We start from the raw sequence: 17,526 nt of genomic DNA, 5'->3' as shown, positions 1-17,526 counted from the left end.
CACCCCCATACGCTCCGGATCCGCTCCCTCACGGATCGTTCCGCGCCACAGAATGCACCCACCCGGCCGATCGATCATCGATACTTGACGGTAACGTGCTCGATCGGAGCAGGCGCCGAAACCCGGAGGTCCTGCCAGCGAGCCGGAGAACCAGCGAAGGGAACGATGTGACGGGCATCCCAACGGGAGACATTGCTCGCGTCGGAGTCGTGGGCTGCGGCCAGATGGGCGCCGGCATCGCCGAGGTGTGCGCCCGCGCAGGACTGGACGTGAAGGTCGCCGAGACCACCGGCGAGGCCCTGGAGATCGGCCGTACCCGGCTGTTCAACTCCCTGGCCAAGGCCGCCGAGCGCGGCAAGATCAGCGAGGAGGAGCTGGACGCCACGCAGGCGCGGCTCACCTTCACCACCGACCTCGGCGAGTTCGCGGACCGCGACCTGGTGATCGAGGCCGTCGTGGAGAGCGAGCCGGTGAAGACGGAGATCTTCCAGGTCCTCGACCAGGTGGTGACCCGCCCGGACGCGATCCTCGCCTCCAACACCTCCTCGATCCCGCTGGTGAAGCTGGCGGTCGCCACCTCCCGCCCGGACCACGTGGTCGGCATCCACTTCTTCAACCCGGCCCCGGTGCAGAAGCTGGTCGAGCTGATCCCGGCGCTCACCACCTCCGAGGGCACCCTCAGCCGCGCCCAGGTCTTCGCCGAGAAGACGCTCGGCAAGCACGCCATCCGCGCCCAGGACCGCTCCGGCTTCGTGGTCAACGCGCTGCTCGTGCCCTATCTGCTCTCCGCGATCCGGATGTTCGAGTCGGGCATCGCGAGCCGCGAGGACATCGACAACGGCATGGAGATGGGCTGCGCCCACCCGATGGGCCCGCTGAGGCTGTCCGACCTGATCGGCCTGGACACCATCGTCTCCATCGCCAACAGCATGTACGCCGAGTACAAGGAGCCGCTGTACGCCGCTCCCCCGCTGCTCCAGCGCATGGTCGAGGCGGGCCGGCTGGGCCGGAAGACCGGGTCGGGGTTCTACACCTACGGCTGATCACACAGAGCTACGCCTTACGGGCCCGGCACCGAACTCGGTGCCGGGCCCATCTGTTTCACACACCGTGTGCGCGCCGGGCACGCATATGCCCCTCGCACACGCTCCCCAGGCGCCCACCAGCAGAGTTCACTCTTCATGCCCATGCAACGGATGTGGCGGAACCACATTCGGCTACAGAGAGGAAGAAAACCGTGACCACCGATTCCGATCATTCCGTGGTCCAGGAGGAACTCGCAGAGTTACGTCGCCGTCTCGACGTCGCGTATGCCCGCGTCGAGGGAGGGCTGGCGCTGCTCAGTCACCGCACCAAGGAGACCGCCAAGGAAGTCGACGAGCTGAACTCCCGGATGATCTCCCTGGAACACGCGCGCTGGCCCTTGCCGTCACTCGCCGCGCTCACGGCCCTGGGAGCGCTCGTCGTGACGGTCTGGCAGGCGCTGGCCGCCCGTTAGGCGCCGGGCCCGGGCCCGCTAGCCCTCGGCGAGCCTGAGGTGGTGCAGCAGGAGTAACGCGGCCGCCATGTTGGCGGCCGGGACCTCCCCACGGGCGATCAGGTCGGGAACGAGTTTGAGCGGGACCCATTCCCGGCGGTCCGACTCGAAGTCGTCCACGGGATGCCCGATGTACTCGCCCCGGTCGGACCAGTAGATGTGGTGCCGGGCGTCGGTGAGGCCGTTGGACGGCTCCACGCTCATCAGGTGGTGCAGGGGCCCCGGCCGCCAGCCGGTCTCCTCCTCCAGTTCCCTGGCGGCCGCACTCGCCATGTCCTCGCCGTCCTCGACGACGCCCGCGGCCAGCTCCCAGCCCCAGCTGTCGGTGATGAAGCGGTGCCGCCACAGCAGCAGCACCTCGTTCGCCTCGTTGACCACGGTGGCCACGGCCACCGGCCGCAGCCGGATCAGGAAGTGGTCCAGGTGCCGGCCGTCCGGCAGCTCGACATCTGCGAGATTGACGCTGAACCAGCGGTTTGCGTACACAGTTTGCTCGTTCTGTTTCGTCCACTGCACGGTTCTGCCACCTTCCGCCGAGTAAGTGGCAATATCGCAGCAGGAACTGTGCACCTACAGGGGGCCTACAGCGGTACGCGCAGTGCCCCGTCGATGAGTTCGGCGGCTTCGGCCGTGCCGGCCGAGCCACAGCGCGCCAGGTGTTCGCGTACCGCGCGGAGTCTGTCGCGCAGCCGCTGGGACTCCATTCCGCGTGCCTGCTCGGCCATCTGCACGGCGGCGGCGACCGCCTTGTCGGCGTTGCCCTGGCGCAGCTCGATGGTGCTGAGCATGGCGAGCCGGTGCACCCGCCCCCGGTCGTGGGCCGGGTTGTCCACGGCCGCCGCCGCGTGCTCCCGGGCGGCGGCCAGCTCGCCGAGGCTGAGCAGTGCCTCGGCCACCTGCACATTGACCAGGCCCGGCTGCACATAGCCGGTCTCGTCGGGCTCGTAGCCGCGCCGGATCCGCTCGGCCGCCGTCTCCGCGCGCCGGATGCAGGACAGGGCCCCCGCGGAGTCGCCGAGGTGGGCGTACGCCTTGGCCTGCATCGCGTACAGGTCGGAGGCGAGCGCCGGGGTGATGTGCTTGCCGGCGGCCCGCAGCGCGGCTTCGGCGAAGGCGACGGCCTGCCGGTACTCCCGCATGAACAGCGACTGGTTGACCAGCAGCGCTATGACGTACGCGCCAAGTCCCCGGTCGCCGCTGGCCTTTGCCAGCCGCAGCGCCTGGTGGAAGTAGCGCTGGGCGAGACCGTGGGCGTCGGAGTCGTACGCGCAGATGCCCGCGATGGCCACCAACCCTCCGGTGGCGCGGTGCAGTTGGCGCCCGGTGGCGTCGGTGTAGCTGCCGCGCAGCAGCGGCGCCGCCTCGGCGTTGAGGAAGCCGACGATCCTGGTGCGGGTCGCGATGCCGCCGGCCTTGCGGTACATCTGCTCGTAGTGCGTCCGCGCGGCGCGCAGCATCTCGATGTCGGCCGCGGTGACCCGGTGCCGGCCGCCGCGGGAGACATCGACGTCCTCGGGCGGGTTCTCCCACTCCCAGACCGGCATCACGGCCGGGGTCCCGGTGACGGCGGGGGCGCCCAGGACGTGCGGCCGCTGCTGTTCGTCGGAGCGCCACAGGGCGGTCGCCCGCTCGACGAAACCGTTCAGCGAGCCGACGTGCGGGGCGCTGGGCTCGCCGGGCACGCCCAGCCCGATGTCGTCGAGGGTGACGGGACGGTGCAGGCGAGCGGCGAGCACCTCGCAGATCAGGTCGGGGACCTGCCCGCGCGGTCGCTGGCCCTTCAGCCACCGTGCCACGGCCGTGTGTTCGTACCGGAGCGCGAGGCCCCGTCTCCGGCCCGCCTGGTTGACGTGGGCGGCGAGACCGGCGTGCGAGATCCCCGCCTCGTCCAGGATCGCGTCGAGCAGAGTGTTGGGCTGCATGGGATGCCCCCCGAATGGCCTGGTGCGGTTCAGCGTAGTGCGCCCGCTTTCACACGGGGTGTGAACGGAACACGCGCATCCGCGCTGTACACGCGTTGTCGCTCAGCGTGCCGAACCGCTTGACTTAGGTGCCGGCCAAGCCGCCGGCTCCCCCTCGAAAAGCGGTGGCTTGGCCGGGCCTGCTACGGGGGTGCCGCACCCCTGGGCAGGACGGTTCGCCCCATGCTCGATCGTTCCGCAGGACCAGTAGTGCTATGTCGTCCGTGGGTTTGCCGGACGTGTGCTGCAGGAGCGCCGTGAAAACGGTGCGCAGGACCGTCTGGGGAGAGGCGGGGTGATCCCGTACGACGTCGCTCAGCGTCCCCGGCAGCGAGAAGAACCGGCCCCGGCCGTCCCGCGCGTCCTCCACTCCGTCCGTGAAGAGAACCAGGGACTCACCCGGGACCAGATGACCACAGGACTCGGCCTCCAGCTCGGCCGGGAGCGGGAACGGACCCAGTGGCGGAAGCGGGTCGACGCGCGTCAGCGGCTCGACCCTCGTGCCGCTGAGCAGATACGGCCACGGGTGACCGCAGTTGAGGGCGCGCAGCCGGCCGTCACGGTCGATCTCCAGGAGCAGGACGGTGACGAACTCCTCGGCGACCGGGTGGTCGGGGCCCTGGCCGCCGTTCGCGGGGTGTTCGGCCCGGGCGCGTTCACGCAGATGCCGGGCGAGGGCGCGGTCCAACCGGCCGAGGACGCCGCCGAGTTCGGGCTCGTCGTGGGCGGCCTCGCGGAAACTGCCGAGGACGGCGGCGACCGTGCCGAGCGCGGCCAGACCGTGCCCGCGTACGTCGCCCATCACCACCCGCACCCCGTGCTCGGTGGCGATCGCCTCGTACAGGTCGCCGCCCACGCACGCGCCCCGGTCCGCGGACAGCTGGGCGGCGGCGATGTTCAGCCCGTCGAGGCGTGGCGGCAGGGGACGCAGTACGACGCTCTGCGCGGCCCGCGCCACCCGGCGGACCTGCCGCAGCTCCCGCAGCAGCGCCCGGCGGACATGGAAGATCAGCCCGGTACCGACGGCGAAGAAGACGGCGCTGGTGACGATGCGCGCGCCGAGGCCGTTCTGCTGGGCGAGCGGGCAGCCGAACTTGTAGGCGACCGCCGCGGCTCCCCAGACCGTGGGCAGTACGGCCCTGCGCGCGGTGGGCGCCCGTGCCTTGATGCGGATCATGCCTCTGGTCCCCCATGTGGGCCCCGAAAGAGCAGACGGACCGACCCCGAAAGGCCGGTCCGATTCTGCCGAGGGCATGGCCCGGGAAGACCAGATCGCCAGAAGTTCCCACCCGAATGAGTGAGCCCGGGCCGGTCAACCCGCATTTATGCAGCTCGCCGAAGGGATGACGGGCTCCCTGGGCCCTCAGCCGACGGCCTTCCTCACGAGCTCGCCGATCCTCGCCTCGTCTGCGGCGGTCAGCTCCTTCAGGGCGTAGGAGGCCGGCCACATGGTGCCTTCGTCGAGCTTCGCACGGTCGCTGAAGCCGAAGGTGGCGTAGCGCGACTTGAACTTCTCCGCGCTCTGGAAGAAGCAGACGACCTTGCCGTCCAGGGCGTACGCGGGCATCCCGTACCAGAGCTTCGGGGCGAGCTCGGGCGCGGCCGCCTTGAGAACGGCGTGCAGCCGTTCGGCCATGACCCGGTCCGAGTCCTGCATCTCGGCGATCCTGGCGAGCACGGCGGCCTCGTCCTCCGCCCCCTTGGCGGCGCGCGATGCGCCGCGCGTGGCCGCCTTGAGCTCCTTGGCCCGCTCCTTCATCGCCGCTCGCTCCCCGTCTGTGAATCCCTCGGGCGGGGTGGCGGTGCTCCTGGCGGTCCTCTGTGCGGCTTTCACAGCGGGATTCCTTCGGTTGCGGGGGTGGGGGTCGGGGACGGTGGGCGTCAGCCCCACGCGCCGGCGATCTGGCGGGTGGTGGCGTTGAGCCGGTTGAACAGGTTGGTGACGCCGATCATCAGGGTGATCGCGGCCAGCTGCTTCTCGTCGTAGTAGGTGGCGGCCGTGTCCCAGACCTCGTCGCTCACCGCGTCGGGACGGTCGGCGAGCCGCGTCGCGGCCTCGGCCAGTGCGAGGGCCGCCCGCTCCTCGTCGGTGAAGTACGGGGCCTCCCGCCAGGCCGCGACCGTGGCCAGCCGCTCGTCGCTCACTCCGGCCTTGCGGGCCGTCTTGGCGCCGGCGTCGACACAGGCGCTGCACCCGTTGATCTGGCTGACCCGCAGATGCACCAGCTCCAGCGTCTGCTCGTCCACTCCGCCGGAGTGCACGGCCTTGAAGAGCTGCTGGATGGGCTGCATCGCGTCGGACAGGACGACGGCGGGGTTCTGCATACGGGACTGCATCTCGTTCCGCTCCTCTGCTGGTCCTTCGTGGTCGGTGCCCCTGGCGTCGGGGCGTGACTCCATGACAGCCGCAGCGGGCTGCCCGGGCCACGGCGATGGGACACCGTGGGACAGCTGAAACGGCCTTGACCAGCGGCGACTTGGGCCGGAAGACTTCCGGCGGCACGGGACACGACGACCGGGGGGTAACAGTGGACGCGCACGCACGGACGGCGAAGACCGACCCACAGGAGGAACTGGCGGCCCGGCTGCGCCTGCTGCAGGAGCTGTCCGGGCTCGGCGTACGGGCCCTCGCGCGGGACGCCGGCCTCAGCTCCTCGTCGCTCTCGCGCTACCTCAACGGGCAGACCGCGCCGCCCTGGCCCGCGGTGGTCGCCCTCTGCCGCCTCGTCAAACGCGACCCCCGCCCGCTGCGTCCGGTGTGGGAGCGGGCCTCGAACCCCCTTCCCGCGCCCCCGAAGAGCACCCGCCAGGGCCGCCCGCCGGCCCGTAACGACCTGCCGCGGGACGTGCCCGACTTCACCGGGCGCGAGGAGCGGCTCGCCGCCGTGCTGGCCGCCGTCGCGAGCCATCGGGCGGTCTCCGTCGACGGCATGGCGGGCGTCGGCAAGACCTGTCTGGCGGTGCACGCCGCGCACCGGCTCGCCGCCGACTTCCCGGACGCGCAGCTCTATGTCGACCTGCACGGGTTCGCCGAGGGCCGGCCGCCGCTGGATCCCGACGCCGCGCTGCGGATGCTGCTCGGCGCGCTCGACGTGCCGTCCGAGAAGGTCCCGCAGGACGGGCTGGAGCAACTCGCCGCCTGCTGGCGCTCGGAGCTGGCCGGCCGACGGGTCGTCGTGGTCCTCGACAACGCCGCCGACGCCGAGCAGGTGCGCCCACTGCTGCCCGGTGCCGGGCCCTCCGTCGCCCTGATCACGAGCCGTAACCGGCTCCTCGGACTGGACGAGGTGCCCCCGGTCTCGCTCGACGTGCTGAGCCCCGTGGAGAGCGCCCGGCTGCTGGCCCGGGCCAGCGGCGACCCCGACGGGCCCGGGGGCAGGCTGGCCCGCGATCCGCAGTCCGCCGCCGAGGTGCTGCGGCTGTGCGGCCACCTGCCGCTGGCCCTGCGCCTGGCCGGGGCGCGGCTGCGGCACCGGCCGGGCTGGACCGTGGGCGTCCTCGCCGAACGGATGGCGCAGGGCGCGGGCGAGTTCGACGCCGCGTTCAGCACGGCGTTCGCGATGTCGGTACGGCAGCTGAACCGGGCCCGGGCGCGGCTGTTCCGGCAGCTGGGCCTGCTGCCCGGGGAGTCGTTCGACGAGTACGTGGTGGCGGCGCTGGCGGACGTGCCGCTGCACAGCGCCCGGGCGATGCTGGAGGACCTGCTCGACGCACACCTCGTCCAGCAGCCGACGGTGGGCCGCTACCGGCTGCACGACCTGGTGCACCAGCACGCGCGGCGGGCCGCGGCGGAACAGGACTCGGCGGCCGACCGGGAGCGCGCCCTGGGCCGGGTGCTCGACTACTACGTGCACGCGGCGGCCGCCGCCGACGCCGCGATGCCGTTCCTGTCTCCCGGCCGGGCGCCCTCCGCCGGACACCGCCCGGCCGAACTGCCGCGGTTCGGGGACAAGAACGCCGCCTTCGCCTGGTTCGTGACGGAGTACGGAAACCTGATGGCGGCCTTCGAGACCGCGGCCGCCGTCGGCGCCGATGTGCACGTGTGCGAGCTGCCGCGCTTCCTGCGGGCCTACTTCGCGCGGCGCTGCGGCACGACACATCTCAATGTCCTCTTCGAGCGGTCGCTGGCCGCCGCCGAGCGCCTGGAGGATCCGGTGCAATTGGCCGAGGCCCACAGCGATCTGGGCTACGCACGCTACAACGCGGGCCGGACGGCCGAGGCCGCCGCGGCGTACGAGGCGGCCGGACTGCGGCTGTCCCGGACGGGGGACGCCCGGACGGAGGCCGAACTGGCCGTCCGCCGCGGCTACTTGAGCTGGGAGGCGGGACAGGTCGAGGAGCCGCTGGAACTCTTCCGGCTGGCCGGGAAGCTGTACGAGCAAGCCGGCTGCCCGGCGGGAGCGGCCCACGCGGCCGCGTCGGAGGCCTGGACGATGCTCCAGCTGGGACACCGCGCGGAGGCGGCTGAGCGGGCCCGGGAGGTGCTGGGCCTGCCGCACACCGATGCCGCGTGGCCGCCCGGTCTGACCGCCCGGATCACGCTCGGCCTGGCCGTCGCCCGGGAGGACCCCGAGGAGGCGGCGGAGCAACTGCGTCAGGCGCTGACGCTGGCCCGCGAGGACGGGCACCTGAACAACCAGGCGTGGTGCCTCAACTGCATGGGCGTGGCGCTGCGGCAGATGGGCCGCTACGAGGAGGCGCTGGCCAGCCACCGGGAGGCGTTCGCCCTGCTGGACGAGCTGTTCGAGGAACACTGGAAGATCCATTTCCTCAACGGCTACGCCGAGACCTGCCGGCTCGCCGGTCTCCCGGAAGAGGCGCTACGGCTGCACCGGGAGGCCCTTGAGCTGGCCCGGAGGCTCAACAACCAGCACGAGGAGGCACTGGCGCAGGAGGGCATACGGGAACTCAGCGCCCGGTGAGGGGCGCTGAGTTCCATGTGCGGCTCCGCCGCGTGTGCGCGGCCGGCCACGGAAGACCCGCAGCCGGCCGCGCACCGCACTCCAACGGCGATCAGCCCCGAAGCACAGCCCCGGTCCGCTCACCGGCAAGGGCAACCGCCGCATCCCGGGCAGCGGACGCCTCGTCCACCGTCAGCGTCCGGTCACCGGCCCTGAAGCGGAGCGCGTACGCCAGCGACTTCCTGCCCTCGCCCAGCTGCTCCGCGTTCTCGTACACGTCGAACAGCCGGATGGACTCGAGGAGTTCACCGGCGCCCTCACGCAGCGCCGCCTCGACCTCCCCGGAGGGGACGGGCCGGTCGACCACGAGGGCGACATCCTGCGTGGCGACCGGGAACGTCGAGATCCGCGGTGCCTGCGGGGCGCCGTCGCCAACCGTCTCCAGGGCGTCCAGGTTCAGCTCCATCGCGCAGGTGCGCTCGGGCAGCCCCAGGGCCTGCAGCACCCGCGGGTGCAGCTCGCCCGCGTGGCCGACGACCTGCTCCGCGCCGTCGGCGACGACCACCAGCTCGGCACAGCGGCCGGGGTGCCAGGGGCCGTACTGGCCCTTGCGGACGATCAGCTCGGCGCCGGCTTCCCGCGCCACGGCGCGTCCGGCCTCCAGCGCGTCGGCCCAGTTCGCCGGACGGCCCTTGCCCCACCAGCCGGCCTGCTCGCGGGCGCCGGTGAGGACGACGGCCACGTGCCGCGGCTGCACGGGCAGCGCGGCGTTCAGCGCGGCGATCTCCTCGTCGGTGGGACGCCGGTCGACCGGCAGGTGCGTGGCGACGCGCTGCTCCTCACGGGGGTGGAACACCAGCCCCGTCTCGAACAGCGCCAGGTCGTGCGAGCCCCGGCCGTCGTTGCGCCGCAGGGCACCGAGCAGGCCCGGCAGCAGCGTCGTACGCAGCGCGGGCTCCTCGTCGCTGATCGGGTTGACCAGCTTGACGACACGGCGGGCCGGGTCGTCGGCCTCCAGGCCGAGCTGGTCGAAGACCTGCTCGCCGACGAAGGGGTAGTTCGGCGCCTCGACATAGCCCGCGCCGGCCAGCGCGCGGCCGACCCGCCGGTGCAGCCGCTGGCGGTGGGTCAGGCCACGGCCCGAGGGGAGCTTGGGCAGCGTGGACGGCAGGTTCTCGTAGCCCTCGAGGCGGATGACCTCCTCGGCGAGGTCGTTCGGGTCGACCAGGTCGGGCCGCCAGGACGGGACGGTGACGATCAGCTCGTCCTGCCCGTAGACGTCGCAGCCGACCTCCTGGAGGCGGCGGACGACCGTCTCACGGCCGTAGACGACACCCGCGACCTTGTCCGGGTGGTCGGCCGGGATGGTGATGGTGTGCGGCGCCGAGGGCGCGACGACCTCGGTGACGCCGGCCTCCGCCGTACCGCCCGCGAGCAGCACCAGCAGGTCCACGGTGCGCTGCGCGGCGGCCGCGGCGGCCTGCGGGTCGACGCCGCGCTCGAAGCGGCGGGACGCCTCGGACAGCAGCTTCTGGCGGCGGGACGCCCGGGCGATCGCGACGGCGTCGAAGTGGGCGGCCTCGATGACCACGTCGGTGGTCCCGTTCACCCCGTTCTCGGTGATCTCGTGGTCGGCGACCTCGGTGTTGGCGCCGCCCATCACACCCGCGAGGCCGATGGGGCCGCGGTCGTCGGTGATGACCAGGTCCTCGGAGTGCAGCTTGCGCTCGACGCCGTCGAGGGTGACGAGCTTCTCGCCCTCCTGGGCCCGGCGCACGCCGATCGTGCCCTGGACCAGGGACCGGTCGTAGGCGTGCAGCGGCTGGCCCAGCTCCATCATCACGTAGTTCGTGACGTCGACGGCGAGCGAGATGGGGCGCATGCCGACCTTCTGCAGCCGGCGCTGCAGCCAGATCGGGGAGCGGGCCTCGGGGCGCAGGCCGGTGACCGTGCGGGCGATGAACCGGTCGCAGCCGAACGGGTCGGAGACCTGGACGGGGTAGCCGTAGGCGTTCGGGGCCGGTACGTCGATCAGGGCCGGGTCGCGCAGCGGCAGGCCGTAGGCGATGGCGGCCTCGCGGGCGACACCGCGGATGGACAGGCAGTCGCCGCGGTTGGCGGTGACGGCGATGTCCAGGACCTCGTCGACCAGTTCGAGGAGCTCGACGGCGTCCTTGCCGACCTCGGTCTCCGGCGGCAGCACGATGATGCCGTGGGTGCCGTCGGCGCCCATGTTCAGCTCGTCGCTGGAGCAGATCATGCCGCGGGAGACCCGGCCGTAGGTCTTGCGCTCGGCGATCCGGAAGTCGCCGGGCAGCACGGCGCCGGGCAGAGCCACGACGACCTTGTCGCCGACGGCGAAGTTGCGGGCGCCGCAGATGATCTCCTGCGGCTCGCCGGTGCCGTTGGCCTGGGCGACGTCGACGGTGCAGAAGCGGATCGGCTTCTTGAACTCCGTCAGCTCCTCGATCGTCAGCACCCGGCCGACGACGAGCGGGCCGGTGAGGTCGGCGCCGAGCTGTTCGACGGTCTCGACCTCCAGGCCGGCCGAAATGAGCTTGGCCTGGACGTCGCGGCCGGTCTCGGTGGCCGGCAGGTCGACGTACTCCCGCAGCCAAGAAAGCGGGACCCGCATCAGATCTCCATCCCGAACGGCCGGGTGAACCGGACGTCACCCTCGACCATGTCTCGCATGTCTTCGACGTTGTGGCGGAACATCAGCATCCGCTCGATGCCGAACCCGAAGGCGAAGCCGCTGTACTTCTCCGGGTCGACGCCGCAGGCGGCCAGAACCCGCGGGTTGACCATGCCGCAGCCGCCCAGCTCGATCCAGCCCTCGGACGAACAGGTGCGGCAGGGCCGGTCGGGGTTGCCGACGGACTCGCCCTTGCAGACGTAGCAGAGCATGTCCATCTCGGCGCTCGGCTCGGTGAAGGGGAAGAAGTTCGGCCGCAGCCGGGTCTTCATGCCCTCGCCGAACAGGGACTGGACCATGTGGTCCAAGGTGCCCTTGAGGTCGGCCATGGTCAGGCCCTCGTCCACGGCGAGCAGCTCGACCTGGCGGAAGACCGGGGTGTGGGTGGCGTCCAGCTCGTCGGTGCGGTAGACGACGCCGGGGCAGATCACGTAGACCGGCAGCTCACGGTCGAACAGGGAGCGGATCTGCACGGGCGAGGTGTGGGTGCGCAGCACCACTCCGGACCCGGTGCCGCCGTCCGGGCCCTGGACGAAGAAGGTGTCGGCCTCGCCGCGGGCCGGGTGGTCCGGGCCGATGTTCAGGGCGTCGAAGTTGAACCACTCCGCCTCGACCTGCGGGCCCTCGGCGACCTCGTAGCCCATGGACACGAAGATGTCCTCGATGCGCTCCGAGAGCGTGGTCAGGGGGTGGCGGGCGCCGGCCGGGACGCGGTTGTACGGCAGCGTGACGTCGACGTCCTCCTCGACCAGCACGCGGGCGTCCCGCTCGGCCTCCAGCTCGGCCTGCCGGGCGGCGAGGGCCTTGTTCACGGCTCCGCGGGCCATGCCGACGCGCTTGCCGGCCTCGGCCTTGGCGTGCGGGGGCAGGGCGCCGATCTCGCGGTTGGCGAGGGCCAGCGGGGCGGCGGGGCCGGTGTGGGCGACCTTGGCCTCGTGGAGCGCGTCGAGGGAGTCCGCGGCGGCGAAGGCGGCGAGCGCCCCGTCCCGCATGCGCTCGATCTCTTCCGGTTTCAACGCCTCGACCTCTACAGGGTCGTACGACTTATTCGGTGCCGACATCTCTTCCCGTGCTTCCGATTGGCTGGCGGATGGTCCCCGTCACCGACTCGCGAGGGCCGCGTGAAGGACACAAAGGTGCCAAAGGCCGAGTCTAACGGGGTGGAGGTTGGCGAATGCGCCCGCGGGCTGCTCCGGGTCTCGTCAGGCGAGATACGCCGGTGCGCCCACGGGCAACGTAAATCGGAACTCGGCGCCGCCGCCGGAGGCGCGGCCGACCGTGATGGTGCCGCCGTGGGCCTCGACGATGCCCTTGACGATGTACAGCCCGAGGCCGGTGCCGCCGCGCTTGCTGCCCCGCCAGAAGCGGGTGAAGACGCGGTTCATGCACTCCTCCGGGATGCCGGGCCCCTCGTCGCTCACCGTGACCGATGTGCCGGTTTCCTCGCCCTCGCGCGGGGATGCGCAGGGCGTGACGTCCATGGTGACGGTTCCCTCGCCGTGCCGCACGGCATTTTCGATGAGGTTGCTGAGCACCTGGTCGATCTTGTCGGGGTCGGCCCACAGGCCGGGCAGCGGCTGTTCGATGCGCAGCAGAAAGCGGTCGGCGGGCTGGCCGGCGGCGACGTAGGCCTGGATGTGCCGGGACACGGCGGCCCCGATGTCGACGGGCTGCCGGCGCACCTCCAGGCGTCCGCTGTCGATCCTGGAGATGTCCAGCAGTTCGGCGATGAGCCGGGTGACCCGGTCGGCGTCGGCGTCGACGGTCTCCAGCATCAGCCGCTTCTGGTCGTCGGTGAAGCGTTCCCACTTGGCGAGGAGCGTGGCGGTGAAGCCCTTCACGGAGGTGAGGGGCGAGCGCAGTTCATGGGCGACCGTCGCTATCAGCTCGGCGTGACTGCGCTCGGTACGGCGGCGTGCCTCGGTGTCCCGGAGCGACACGACGACACGCCGCACGGGCCCGAGGGGCACGGCGCGCACGTAGCGGGCGGAGACGAGCACTTCCCGCACCCCGGGCAGCAGCAGGTTGCGCTCCGGCTGGCGGGTCCGGATCGCGAGCCCTCCGTAGGGATCGCTGAGCTGCCACCAGCGGCGGCCCTCCAGGTCCTCCAGCGGCAGCGCCTTCTCCAGCGGCTGGCCGAGGGCGTCGGCGGCGCGTACGGCGGTGATCCGCGCCGCGGCGGCGTTGAAGCAGACGACGCGGCCGTGCTCGTCGGCGACGACGAGACCGTCGGGCAGCTGGTCGGGGTCGAGGCCGCAGCCGTGGTCACCCTGCCGGGGCACGGCTGTACGCCGCGCGTCCCGCCCCTGCAGCGCGGTGCTCGTGCCGGCCACGCTCATCCCCGTACCCCACCTCTCAGACCGCGCAGGGCCCCGAGCTGGTCACCCTACTAGCTCTGGGTGACGGAGCGGCACCCTCCGGAGGCGCGCTGTGCACGCGCCGACGCGTAGAGACATACGGCGGCGGCGGTGGCGAGGTTCAGGCTCTCGGCCTTCCCGTGAATGGGCACGCGTACGACGGCGTCGGCGAGCTCGCGGGTCTCCTCCGGCAGCCCCCAGGCCTCGTTGCCGAACACCCACGCGGTCGGCCCGCCCATGGTGCCCTTGTCGAGCTCGTCATCGAGGTCGCGGTCCCCCGCCCCGTCGGCCGCGAGGATGCGCACACCGGCGTCCTTCAGGCCCGCCACGGCCCGCTCGACGGGCACCCCCACGGCAACCGGCAGATGGAAGTGGGAGCCCACGGAGGCCCGTACGGCCTTGGGGTTGTACAGGTCCACGGAGGCGTCGGTGAGGATGACCGCCTCGGCGCCGGCGGCGTCGGCGCAGCGCAGTACGGTGCCGGCGTTCCCGGGATCGCGCACATGGGCGAGCACGGCGACGAGCCTCGGCCGGGCGGCGAGGATCTCCTCGAAGGGCGTGTCCAGGAACCGGCACACCCCGACGAGCCCCTGCGGGGTGACGGTGGTGGAGATGTCGGCGATGACGTCCTCGGACGCGAGATGCACCCGGGCGTCCGCGTCCCGCGCGGCCCCGATGATGTCGGCGTACCGCTCCGCGGCCTCGACGGTGGCGAACAGCTCGACGAGGGTGGGCGTGCCGTCGACCCGATGCCCGGCCGCTTCCCTGACGGCCTGCGGCCCCTCCGCGAGAAACAGGCGGTCCTTGCCCCGGAAATTCCGCTTGGCCAGCCGCCGGGCGGCGGCGACTCGGGCGGACCGCGGGGAGATCGGCTCGGGGCTGGGCATCCTGTTCTTCACCTTCAAGAAAGTCTTCACTTTGTGGCGCCGGCAGGGTGCAGCGCCCCGACGGGGCGCGGGGAACCGCGCGACCAGGCCCCACCGGCCCGCAGCCGAACGAATCGCGCCGCAGACCTCAACAACAGGACCCGCAAGCCATACAGCCTGCGGGTCCTACAGTGAACGTCGGCCTAGAGCCGGCGCAGCGTCACGCGGCCTTGGGCGCGTTGACGTCCGACGGCAGAGCCTTCTGCGCGACCTCGACGAGCGCGGCGAACGCGTTCGCGTCGTTCACGGCCAGCTCGGCCAGGATCTTGCGGTCGACCTCGACGTTCGCGGCCTTCAGACCCTGGATGAAGCGGTTGTAGGTGATGCCGTTGGCGCGGGCAGCGGCGTTGATGCGCTGGATCCACAGCTGACGGAAGTCGCCCTTGCGCTTCTTGCGGTCGTTGTAGTTGTAGACCAGCGAGTGGGTGACCTGCTCCTTGGCCTTGCGGTAGAGGCGCGAACGCTGACCGCGGTAGCCGGAGGCCTGCTCGAGGATCGCCCGGCGCTTCTTGTGGGCGTTGACTGCCCGCTTGACGCGTGCCACTTGTTAACTCCTTGTAGCGGGGCCGTGGGGGTACTCACACGACCCGGAAACGATTCGGTCCCGGTCCAGACGTACGGCGCTCAGACGGCGCCGCAGGTCACTTGCCGAGAAGCTTCTTGATCTTCGCGGCGTCGCCCGGGGCCATCTCGGCGTTGCCGGTGAGGCGACGCGTGACGCGGGACGACTTGTGCTCGAGCAGGTGGCGCTTGCCGGCGCGCTCGCGGAGCACCTTGCCGGAGCCGGTGATCTTGAAGCGCTTGCTGGCACCGCTGTGCGACTTGTTCTTCGGCATAGCGCCGTTATCTCCTCGTCGGTGGCGCTCCGGTGCCCGGTTGCGAAAACCGGGCACGGTGGAGCGTCGCTCTCTTCTGTCGGTTGCATCCTCGGGGACGTACGGAACCGCACATCCCCCGGGATCACGCCTCGGCGGGCTCCTCGGCGGACGCCTCAGCCTCGGCAGGGTTCTGCGACTTGCCGGGGTTCGCCTTCGCTTCGGCCTTGCGGGCCTCCTGCGCCTGGCGGGCCTCGGCCATGGCCTCGGTCTTCTTCTTGTGCGGACCGAGAACCATGATCATGTTGCGGCCGTCCTGCTTCGGGTTCGACTCGACGAAACCGAGGTCCTGGACGTCCTCCGCGAGGCGCTGCAGCAGTCGGTAGCCCAGCTCGGGACGGGACTGCTCGCGACCACGGAACATGATCGTGATCTTGACCTTGTCGCCCTGCTTGAGGAACCGGACGACGTGACCCTTCTTGGTGTCATAGTCGTGCGGGTCGATCTTCGGCCGGAGCTTCATCTCCTTGATGACCGTGTGCGCCTGGTTCTTGCGCGCCTCACGGGCCTTCATGGCCGACTCGTACTTGAACTTCCCGTAGTCCATGAGCTTGCACACGGGCGGACGGGCGTTCGCCGCGACCTCGACCAGGTCCAGGTCGTACTCCTGCGCAAGCTCCAGTGCCTTCGCAAGCGGCACGATGCCGACCTGCTCGCCACTGGGACCGACAAGTCGCACCTCGGGAACGCGAATCCGGTCGTTGATGCGGGGCTCGGCGCTGATGGATCCTCCTCGGTAGCACCACACGGTTGTCTGGCGGACAGCCGCGTATGTCTTTTCGTTAGACCTAACCGCGCCGAAGCAGAAAAAATGCCCCGGACGATCACAGGCGGGGCTCCAATGAATACCGGAGCACCGCCGCGGTGACCGCGGGGCGCAGTTCGGGCGGCTCCATCGTCCGTACGGAACGATGGCGGCCGCCTGACCGGGTGACCCGCCGTCCCGGAGGACGGTCAGGTGGGAGTTCGGAGCCTCCACTTGTGGGCTGGGCAGGATGCTGTCCAGCCGGTCGTTACACAAGGTTAGCAGCACGGGCCGGGAAGGGCGAATCGGAACCCGTCATCGCGAAGGCGCGACGCGGCCACCTATCGTGTGGGGCATGAGTGAGACCCCTCCTGAGAACCCCGACTTCGACGCGATGACCCGGGACATCGCCGAGGTCCCCGCCGTCGAGGTGATCGTGACGGTCGCCGTCAACCTGATGAGCGCCGCCGCCGTGAAGCTCGGGCTGAGCGAGGAGGGCGAGAAGTACAAGGACCTGGACGAGGCCCGCAAGCTCATCACCGCGCTCGCCGGCCTGCTGGATGCGAGCACGACCGAGGTCAGCTCCTTCCACGCGGCGCCGCTGCGCGACGGCCTGAAGTCGCTGCAGCTGGCCTTCCGCGAGGCCTCGATCGTCCCGGACGAGCCGGGCCAGGGGCCGGGCGAGAAGTACACCGGCCCGGTCTACGGCTAGCTATTCCTTCACATAGAGGGGCTCGCCCGGAGGCGTGGTCCCGGCCGGCAGCAGTGCCAGGTCGAGGCCGTGCACCAGGCGGGCCCTCAGTGTTTCGTCGGCGGCGAGCCGTTCGGCCACCGCACGGGCGGCCTCGGCGGGCGGAGCTGCCGGGTCGAGGACCAGGGCGAGGGTGCCGTCGGACCGGCCGGGGCCGAGATGGGCGCGCAGTACGGCGGGCTCCGCCGCCACGGCCGTACGGACGGCCCCGAGCACGGCCGGGTCGGCGAGCGGGTCGGTGCTGGTGCGGCCCTCGGCGAGGGCGAGCAGCGCCGGGCCGGTCAGCTCGAAGGGCACGGGTCCGGCGAGGTCCAGCACGACCGTGTCGGCCTTCTCGTGGGCGGCCGCCTGCAACGCCTGGTGCAGGGGCACGGCGACCGGGCGGGCCGCCGGGTCCCAGCGGGCGAGCGATTCGGTGGAGGTGAAGGCGGGCAGGGCGGTGCGCTGTCCGGCCTTCAGGGTGGGTACGGCCATGTCGCTGGTCTTCTCGCGGCGCAGCCCGTTCTCGTCCTCCTCGACCTCGCCGAGCACGGCGACGACCGGGACCAGCAGGCGGGCGCCCTGCAGCGCCTCGAGGACGGCCCCGAGGGCGCCGCGGTCCTCGGCCCAGGCGGCGAGCGCGGCGCTCAGCCGGGGGTCGGCGGAGCCGTCGTCGTCGGAGAAGCCGGGGTCGGGAATGTTCTTGTTCGCCACGGTCACCGACCCTATAGGCACCTCGCCAGCCCGCTGCACGGGAGCCTTCACAGGAATCTCAGCGTTCCCTGAACCCCGTCTCATG

The 17,526-nt window shown here is 71.5% G+C and carries 17 protein-coding genes; 4 read left to right on the top strand and 13 right to left on the bottom strand.

Annotated elements, in window-relative coordinates:
- Nucleotides 1-167: 167 nt before the first annotated feature.
- Nucleotides 168-1,043, top strand: a complete 876-nt coding sequence (locus ACWGJ5_RS17445) for a 3-hydroxybutyryl-CoA dehydrogenase (RefSeq protein WP_453310571.1) — start codon at nt 168-170, stop codon at nt 1,041-1,043.
- Nucleotides 1,044-1,237: 194 nt separating this feature from the next.
- Nucleotides 1,238-1,498, top strand: a complete 261-nt coding sequence (locus ACWGJ5_RS17440; protein WP_228618738.1) for a hypothetical protein — start codon at nt 1,238-1,240, stop codon at nt 1,496-1,498.
- 18 nt (nt 1,499-1,516) lie between these two features.
- Here the strand turns inward: ACWGJ5_RS17440 and ACWGJ5_RS17435 are convergent, their stop codons facing one another.
- The 5 genes from ACWGJ5_RS17435 to ACWGJ5_RS17415 form a co-directional block, all read right to left on the bottom strand.
- Entirely contained in the window at nt 1,517-2,053 is a 537-nt protein-coding gene (locus ACWGJ5_RS17435) for an NUDIX hydrolase (protein ID WP_365717301.1), read from the bottom strand.
- A 65-nt stretch (nt 2,054-2,118) separates the two neighbouring features.
- Nucleotides 2,119-3,459: a transcriptional regulator gene (locus ACWGJ5_RS17430; RefSeq protein ID WP_453310570.1), complete on the bottom strand. Its 1,341-nt coding sequence runs from the start codon at nt 3,457-3,459 to the stop codon at nt 2,119-2,121.
- Between the two features lie 124 nt (nt 3,460-3,583).
- Nucleotides 3,584-4,675, bottom strand: coding sequence for a PP2C family protein-serine/threonine phosphatase (locus tag ACWGJ5_RS17425; RefSeq protein ID WP_453310569.1), 1,092 nt, complete (start codon nt 4,673-4,675; stop codon nt 3,584-3,586).
- A 186-nt stretch (nt 4,676-4,861) separates the two neighbouring features.
- The gene (locus ACWGJ5_RS17420) at nt 4,862-5,257 is read right to left on the bottom strand and encodes an iron chaperone (RefSeq protein WP_453310608.1); all 396 of its coding nucleotides are present in this window, start codon (nt 5,255-5,257) and stop codon (nt 4,862-4,864) included.
- A 122-nt stretch (nt 5,258-5,379) separates the two neighbouring features.
- Nucleotides 5,380-5,835 (bottom strand): carboxymuconolactone decarboxylase family protein, encoded by a 456-nt coding sequence (locus ACWGJ5_RS17415; protein WP_453310568.1) that lies wholly within the window; start codon nt 5,833-5,835, stop codon nt 5,380-5,382.
- 191 nt (nt 5,836-6,026) lie between these two features.
- Here ACWGJ5_RS17415 and ACWGJ5_RS17410 point away from each other — a divergent pair, with 191 nt between their 5' ends.
- On the top strand, nt 6,027-8,420 hold the full coding sequence (locus tag ACWGJ5_RS17410; RefSeq protein WP_453310567.1) for an ATP-binding protein: 2,394 nt from the start codon (nt 6,027-6,029) through the stop codon (nt 8,418-8,420).
- A gap of 91 nt (nt 8,421-8,511) precedes the next feature.
- On the opposite strand, the gene pheT is transcribed toward ACWGJ5_RS17410, so the two are convergent.
- The 7 genes from pheT to infC form a co-directional block, all read right to left on the bottom strand.
- The gene (gene pheT, locus ACWGJ5_RS17405) at nt 8,512-11,034 is read right to left on the bottom strand and encodes a phenylalanine--tRNA ligase subunit beta (protein WP_453310566.1); all 2,523 of its coding nucleotides are present in this window, start codon (nt 11,032-11,034) and stop codon (nt 8,512-8,514) included.
- Nucleotides 11,034-12,155 carry a phenylalanine--tRNA ligase subunit alpha gene (pheS, locus tag ACWGJ5_RS17400; protein ID WP_453310565.1) on the bottom strand — a complete coding sequence of 374 codons (1,122 nt, stop codon included), beginning with the start codon at nt 12,153-12,155 and terminating at the stop codon, nt 11,034-11,036. The genes pheT and pheS overlap by 1 nt, the downstream gene beginning before the upstream one ends.
- 141 nt (nt 12,156-12,296) lie before the next feature.
- Entirely contained in the window at nt 12,297-13,433 is a 1,137-nt protein-coding gene (locus ACWGJ5_RS17395) for an ATP-binding protein (protein WP_453310564.1), read from the bottom strand.
- A gap of 50 nt (nt 13,434-13,483) precedes the next feature.
- On the bottom strand, nt 13,484-14,338 hold the full coding sequence (locus ACWGJ5_RS17390; RefSeq protein ID WP_453310563.1) for a TrmH family RNA methyltransferase: 855 nt from the start codon (nt 14,336-14,338) through the stop codon (nt 13,484-13,486).
- A 199-nt stretch (nt 14,339-14,537) separates the two neighbouring features.
- A complete protein-coding gene (gene rplT / locus ACWGJ5_RS17385; protein ID WP_006141703.1) occupies nt 14,538-14,921 on the bottom strand; it encodes a 50S ribosomal protein L20 in 384 nt (127 codons plus the stop codon).
- 97 nt (nt 14,922-15,018) lie between these two features.
- On the bottom strand, nt 15,019-15,213 hold the full coding sequence (gene rpmI / locus ACWGJ5_RS17380; RefSeq protein ID WP_003977225.1) for a 50S ribosomal protein L35: 195 nt from the start codon (nt 15,211-15,213) through the stop codon (nt 15,019-15,021).
- Between the two features lie 124 nt (nt 15,214-15,337).
- The gene (infC, locus tag ACWGJ5_RS17375; RefSeq protein WP_228618720.1) at nt 15,338-16,000 is read right to left on the bottom strand and encodes a translation initiation factor IF-3; all 663 of its coding nucleotides are present in this window, start codon (nt 15,998-16,000) and stop codon (nt 15,338-15,340) included.
- A gap of 352 nt (nt 16,001-16,352) precedes the next feature.
- Between infC and ACWGJ5_RS17370 the strand changes: the two genes are divergently transcribed.
- Nucleotides 16,353-16,709, top strand: a complete 357-nt coding sequence (locus ACWGJ5_RS17370; RefSeq protein ID WP_453310562.1) for a DUF1844 domain-containing protein — start codon at nt 16,353-16,355, stop codon at nt 16,707-16,709.
- On the opposite strand, the gene ACWGJ5_RS17365 is transcribed toward ACWGJ5_RS17370, so the two are convergent.
- The gene (locus tag ACWGJ5_RS17365; protein WP_453310561.1) at nt 16,710-17,441 is read right to left on the bottom strand and encodes an SseB family protein; all 732 of its coding nucleotides are present in this window, start codon (nt 17,439-17,441) and stop codon (nt 16,710-16,712) included.
- Nucleotides 17,442-17,526: the final 85 nt, after the last annotated feature.

This window comes from Streptomyces sp. NPDC054783 (genome assembly GCF_053611725.1).
Note: the sequence above shows the minus strand (reverse complement) of the source record. Positions and strands in the feature narration are given on the sequence as shown.